The organism is Shimia gijangensis (assembly GCF_900142085.1).
Taxonomy (GTDB): Bacteria; Pseudomonadota; Alphaproteobacteria; order Rhodobacterales; family Rhodobacteraceae; genus Shimia; species Shimia gijangensis.
Window position 1 is genome coordinate 1 of sequence record NZ_FQZQ01000053.1, and the last position, 5,574, is coordinate 5,574.

Genomic DNA, 5,574 nt, shown 5'->3' on the forward strand with positions numbered 1-5,574 from the left:
ATTGGCAGGGAATTGAAACAACCAACCCTGATCAGCAGGAGCGAAAAGTAGCTTAAACTACGCCAGATCCTGTCCAACAAATGGGGAGTAGCTCACGAGTGTTTTCATCAAGATACAAGTGAAGCACCTAAAGAATTTACGCAGAAGCCCTTGAAACTTGCTAGCGCCTCCAAGCGATAATGGAAACTCCAGAAAGCACAACACTGTTTAGGACTTCACTCCAATTCGGCTCTCCCGTCATGGCATCAGCGCTACCGCGAGAGCTTGAATTACCTAACGCCGGCAGATATGCAATCGGCTAGGCAGGAGGGTCCCTTTCTCGTTTTTGATCTGCAAAAAATCGATGGAAAAAATTTGCAGCCCAAGTAAGCCCTGCCTCCACTGCCCTACCCAATATCCCGAAAGGGGGGGCCTCGGCGCACACATTTTTTTCCGCCGGGAAACAGTCCGATACTGATCTAGCCAGCGGTTGGCTCACTCAATATTCGGTAAATGGACATCCGGCTCACTCCCATCTGCTCAGCAATAGCACTTGGGCCAAGACCTTCGGTGCGCAGAGCTACGACTTTCTCCCTATCGATCCGGCGCTTTCCACCTTTGTAGACCCCCCTTTTTTGGGCTTTGGCGATGCCATCAGCTTGGCGCTTACGGATGAGTGCAAGTTCAAACTCTGCGAACGCCCCCATCATGTGAAGTTGAAGTTTTGCGAAAGGATCGTCTCCACCAGATTTAAAGGCCAAGCCTTCGGAAAGGAACTTGATCCCTGCCCCTTTGTCGGTGATCTGAGTGACGATGTCCTGCAAATCTCGAAAGTCACGAGCGAGGCGATCGATTGACCAAACCAAAACCTCATCGCCAGCTCTGACGTATGTGAGCATTTCACGCAGTGCCGGACGCGTCCGATCCGACCCGCTCTCTTTCTCTTCAAAGAGTTGGTCAATATCTCCCAAATCCTGGCGATCAAGTTTCTGATCGTAAGTTGATACTCTGCGATAGCCAATGAGTGCCAAATCAAAACTCCAACGTAACATTTAGGTCTAAAGCTTATATGACTATCGTAACATCCAACTTCAAGAGGCCCTGATGATACTCATATTGCGTAACACAGAGCAGTCACGGCAGGGTGTACTCTGATGTGACGGATCAGATCGTCTGTTTTTGCGCGATGCGCATGGCAAACTCCGACCAGTAGAACCATTTACGTCGAAGGTCAGGAGCGGCGCTCCTTACAAGCAACAAACCCGACAAGCGCAAAGCTCATCGGGTTTGAAGCAGAGCACCAGAGAAACCTGGTGTCGGTTGGAAGGGTTTAACCAATCCGGTTGTTGCAGGTTTGCCCAGGCTTAGCGGTGCTTGCGGTGACCTTTGGCATGGCCGTTTTTGTGGCCATTGTTGTTGTGATAACCGTGGTGGTCCTCGAAGTCGTTTCTTTGAACGGCGCCAACTACGGCACCAACAGCTGCCCCGGTGGCCGCGCCTTGGGCTGCGTCGCCACCTGTCGCTTCGGCGGCGACCGCACCAACAACTGCGCCTTTGGCGGCTTGCTTGGCGACGTGGTTACCGGCATTGGCGGGCACAGCCACCAGGCTCAATGCTGTGAGGGTTGCGACGAATGTTGCGAGAACTTTGTTTGTGCGTGTGTGTGTCATGGTTCCAACCTTTTCTGACGTGGCGTCCCGTAGTGGCCGCCTTCTGTCATTGAATTTAGGGGAACCTGCAGCGGCGTGATTTTGGGGTTGAGACGAAAATGTTTGAGATTGAGACACTATGAAAGTAAATGCTATGGCTTTGACTTCTCTGACAACAATATCGGAATTCCCATGTGAAGAATGCACGTGCGCCTTCATCTTTAATGGTGGCAGCTTCCCGGCCCAAAGCGGTCATCCGTGCGATCGGCAGCTAATGTCCAGTTCGAGCCCATTCTTCCGAATGCTGCGGTTTGCACCAACGACCGCTCTTAAGTTGACGCCTTTCGAGATAAGAACGAAAACAGGCGTCCATCAGTTACCGCGAAACCCAGTGCGATAACGGCGAACCCAATCCAAGCTTCTCGTTCCATTTGCTCGCCTAGGAACAGCACTCCAAGTCCGATTGCAAACGGTGGAATGAGTAAGGTGACCAACAACAAATTGGCCGCTCCGGCTCTTACCAGAATGGCAAAATAGAGGAAGTATGCCAGCGCCGTCGACAAGACAGCCATCCCGATAAGAGCGCCCCATACGCCCGCAGAGAGAGAAAGGCTTGGCGGGCCATCGAACACGAGCACAATTGGTATCATCAACACCGTGCTGCCGATCAACATGCCAAGTGCGTTCATGAGCGGAGGCTGACCAGCAAGAGCTGTCTTACCCCAGACACCCGCGAACGCATAAGAAAGCGTCGCTCCAAGGATGGCGATCTGGGCCAGATTGCTGGGATTAAAATCGGTCAGTGCGCTTGACCCCATGATGAACGCCACTCCTGCAATTCCCAAGGCAGCGCCGATGATTTTCTTTGCCGTTAAAGGTTCATCAGGAAGCAGAAGGCCAGCGACAACGGCAGCGAACATGGCCGTCGTTCCGTTCAAAATGGAAGCTAGCCCGCTTTCAATCTGCGTCTGGCCCCAGAAGATCAACGAAAAGGGAATGGCGTTATTGAGTGCGCCCATCACCAAATAGGCTCCCCAAACCGGGAGGGACCGTGGGAACGCAATGCCTTTGAAAAGCACGATCAGCGCCAAAAACGGCACAGCCCATATTACACGATGCAGGGTAATGGTGAGTGGGGGAACCTCTCGCAGGGCAATCTCACCGAAGAAAAACGATCCTCCCCACACCGTGGCGAGCAGCAACAGCATGATAGTGGATTTCAAATCCAGTGTCAGAGCGGGGGTTTTGTCCATGTTTGGCAGGTCCAAAATTCAAAATTCTTTACTCTGGTACCCCATTCGCCCAGTGGGAAACGACCCGTTTCATGCGGAATGGGTTAAAAACACGACTACGGTCTAAACGGTAGGCTTTCGAAACTGACGCGGGTTCGACACCAGTTTGTAATCACTTAGCAACTAACAACCAATCGAAAGCGTGCACCCAACTTGTATGATATTGCGGCCTAGCACTAGAGTTCGTTAAATGGGACGCAGGAGAACCGGATGGTTGAAACAGCATGGGAAGGACTTGACCAGACTGTGGGCATACGCCCCGTAATTCTCTGCATTGGGGGCTTTGGCGACAATGCAAGCATGTTCGAAGGTCTGGCTGTAACCGACATCGCCAAAAACTATCGATTGCTACCCTTCAATCTTCCGGGATTTGGAGAGCCACCGTTGTCAGGGAAAACCACCCTCAATGCTCTTGCCCAGATTGTTGCGGATCGGGCAAACGAATGTGGGGCTGAAATCGTTCTAGCTCATTCGGTTGCCTCGATAATCGCATCGCTCGCGGCTGGGAAACCCGGCTGCTCCATCACGACAATCCTTTCCTTGGAGGGGAATATAACGGCTGAAGACGCCTATTTTTCAGGGACAGCAGCCGACTATGATGACCCCACTACATTTCGAAGAGCATTTCTCGACCGGCTGGACGAAATGTCCACGACAGCACCGATCATTACACGATATCGACAGGCTGTATCGGAAGCTGATCCGGTCGCACTCTGGCAGCTTGGAGCAGATGCGCGAGGTTTCTCCGCCAAACATTTGCCCGGAATGGTTTTGCAAAATGCAGCAAAGGTGATCTATCTCTACAATCCCGAAAACTGCCCAAAAACCACTCTCGAATGGCTTAGTGAAAACCGGATGGATCGGATCGTTCTCGAAAATGCCACCCATTGGGCGAGTGTCGATCAGCCCGACATGCTCGCTGACAAAATAGCACTGGCTTTGAGTTCCATCGAAAAGCAGTCACTCAACGCGCGTAGATGAACGGCAGCAAAGTTCAAGGTTTGTGGCTGCTGTCAGCGTGAGTTGCAGCGGCGACAAATCTGACAAGGAGGAAAGCGCGGGCTGTTTTGGGTCTATGTGGATTGTGGGTTACGGCTGCGATGTCGAACGTTGAGAGCGCACGGTTGCGTGACGACCGACGGTGTTTGTCAGCTTCTTTTCCCGACACGTCTTGATTGGTTGGCCTCTCGCCATGAGGCTACAGGGCTGATGCCACGTATGATTTGGAGAGATGGCCGCACTGACTGGTCCGGTGCCTTTTCGTTGCGAGGCCGATCGGGTTGGACTGGTCATGCGGCGTCCTCCCATGGTGGTGCCCGGGATTTGGGTGCTTGGCCGCGCAGGAAGATCTCGATAACGATCATGGCCCCGCCGCATTTCGGGCAAGGCGGGTGCGCGGGTTGATCGTCGCATTCGGCGCTGGTTGCCTCATCCGGCGCTTGAGCGGGTTCTGGCTCGGCATTCAACAACTGTCTGATCTTTGCAATCCTGGCACGGCGGATACCGTTCGCGAGGAAGCCCGTGTGGCGGATGCGGTGGAAGCCCGACGGCAGGACGTGGATCAGGAAGCGACGGATGAACTCTGCTGTCGGCAGGCGCATGATCTTCATCCTGTCCCCCCGCTTGATGCGATAGTCCTTCCATCGGAATGATACCGTCTCGGCGTCAGCACTAACGAGGCGGTGATTGGAGATCGCTACGCGGTGGGTATAGCGGCTCAGATATGCCAGCACAGCCTCGGGCCCGCCGAAGGGTGGCTTGGCATAAACGACCCAGTCGGTTTTGCGCAGTGGAGCGAGGTAGGCCGCGAAGACTTCGGGATCGGCCAGCATTGTCAGATCGGCGAAGAACTTGAGCTCGCCTGCTTTGTGCAATCGGACCAACCCTTCAAGGAACAAGCGCCGGAACAGCCGAGACAGGACCTTCACGGGTAAAAAGAAGCCCGGGCGGCAGGCGATCCACCTCGTGCCATCCGATGATACGCCTCCTCCGGGCACGATGACATGCACATGCGGGTGGTGGGTCATCGCAGATCCCCATGTGTGCAGCACCGATGTCATGCCGATCCGGGCACCAAGGAGCTTTGGATCGGCAGCGATAGTCAGCAGCGTTTGCGCCGACGCTTTGAACAGCAAACCGTAGACGGCTGCCTTGTTTTGGTAGGCAATGTCGGCGATCTGGGCTGGCAGCGTGAAGACCACATGGAAGTATTCGACCGGCAGCAGATCCTCCATCCGCGCCTGCATCCAGTCTTTCGCTGCCGCGCCCTGGCACTTCGGACAATGTCGATTACGACATGAGTTATAGGCAATGTGCTGATGATCGCATTTGGTGCAGGCCGATACATGCCCGCCGAGCGCTGCGGTCCGGCAATTCTCGATGGCAGACATCACCTTGAGTTGCGGCAGGTTCAGGTGCCCGGCGTGGTCCCGGCGATAGGTAGCGCCATGGGTGCGGAAGATATCCGCGACCTCCAGTTTTGGCCGAGGCAAGGCCGCCCGCCTTAACCGGGACCAGCCTCCCGGCTCACCAGCAGATCAAGCGGGCTGGTCACATCCTGGATCGTCTTGGTTGCCACTTTCGTGTAGATCGTCGTCGTTTCCAGCTTGGCATGCCCCAGCAGCACCTGGATCACCCGGATATCGGTCCCACCC

Annotated in this window: 5 protein-coding genes and 1 pseudogene; 1 reads left to right on the forward strand and 5 read right to left on the reverse strand. The window is 54.5% G+C overall.

Features of this window, described 5'->3' with window-relative positions; translation table 11 throughout:
* Positions 1-458: 458 nt before the first annotated feature.
* The 3 genes from BUC32_RS19835 to BUC32_RS19845 form a co-directional block, all read right to left on the reverse strand.
* Positions 459-1,010: a recombinase family protein gene (locus tag BUC32_RS19835; RefSeq protein ID WP_083599439.1), complete on the reverse strand. Its 552-nt coding sequence runs from the start codon at positions 1,008-1,010 to the stop codon at positions 459-461.
* Between the two features lie 333 nt (positions 1,011-1,343).
* Entirely contained in the window at positions 1,344-1,649 is a 306-nt protein-coding gene (locus BUC32_RS19840; protein ID WP_073257326.1) for a YMGG-like glycine zipper-containing protein, read from the reverse strand.
* Between the two features lie 308 nt (positions 1,650-1,957).
* Positions 1,958-2,836, reverse strand: a complete 879-nt coding sequence (locus BUC32_RS19845) for a DMT family transporter (protein ID WP_083599440.1) — start codon at positions 2,834-2,836, stop codon at positions 1,958-1,960.
* Between the two features lie 294 nt (positions 2,837-3,130).
* Here BUC32_RS19845 and BUC32_RS19850 point away from each other — a divergent pair, with 294 nt between their 5' ends.
* Positions 3,131-3,901, forward strand: a complete 771-nt coding sequence (locus tag BUC32_RS19850) for an alpha/beta fold hydrolase (RefSeq protein WP_073257332.1) — start codon at positions 3,131-3,133, stop codon at positions 3,899-3,901.
* Between the two features lie 308 nt (positions 3,902-4,209).
* On the opposite strand, the gene BUC32_RS19855 is transcribed toward BUC32_RS19850, so the two are convergent.
* Both BUC32_RS19855 and BUC32_RS21095 read right to left on the reverse strand, forming a co-directional pair.
* A complete protein-coding gene (locus BUC32_RS19855) occupies positions 4,210-5,412 on the reverse strand; it encodes an IS91 family transposase (protein ID WP_073257139.1) in 1,203 nt (400 codons plus the stop codon).
* An 11-nt stretch (positions 5,413-5,423) separates the two neighbouring features.
* Positions 5,424-5,574 (reverse strand): annotated as a pseudogene (locus BUC32_RS21095) (integrase); the annotation flags it as partial.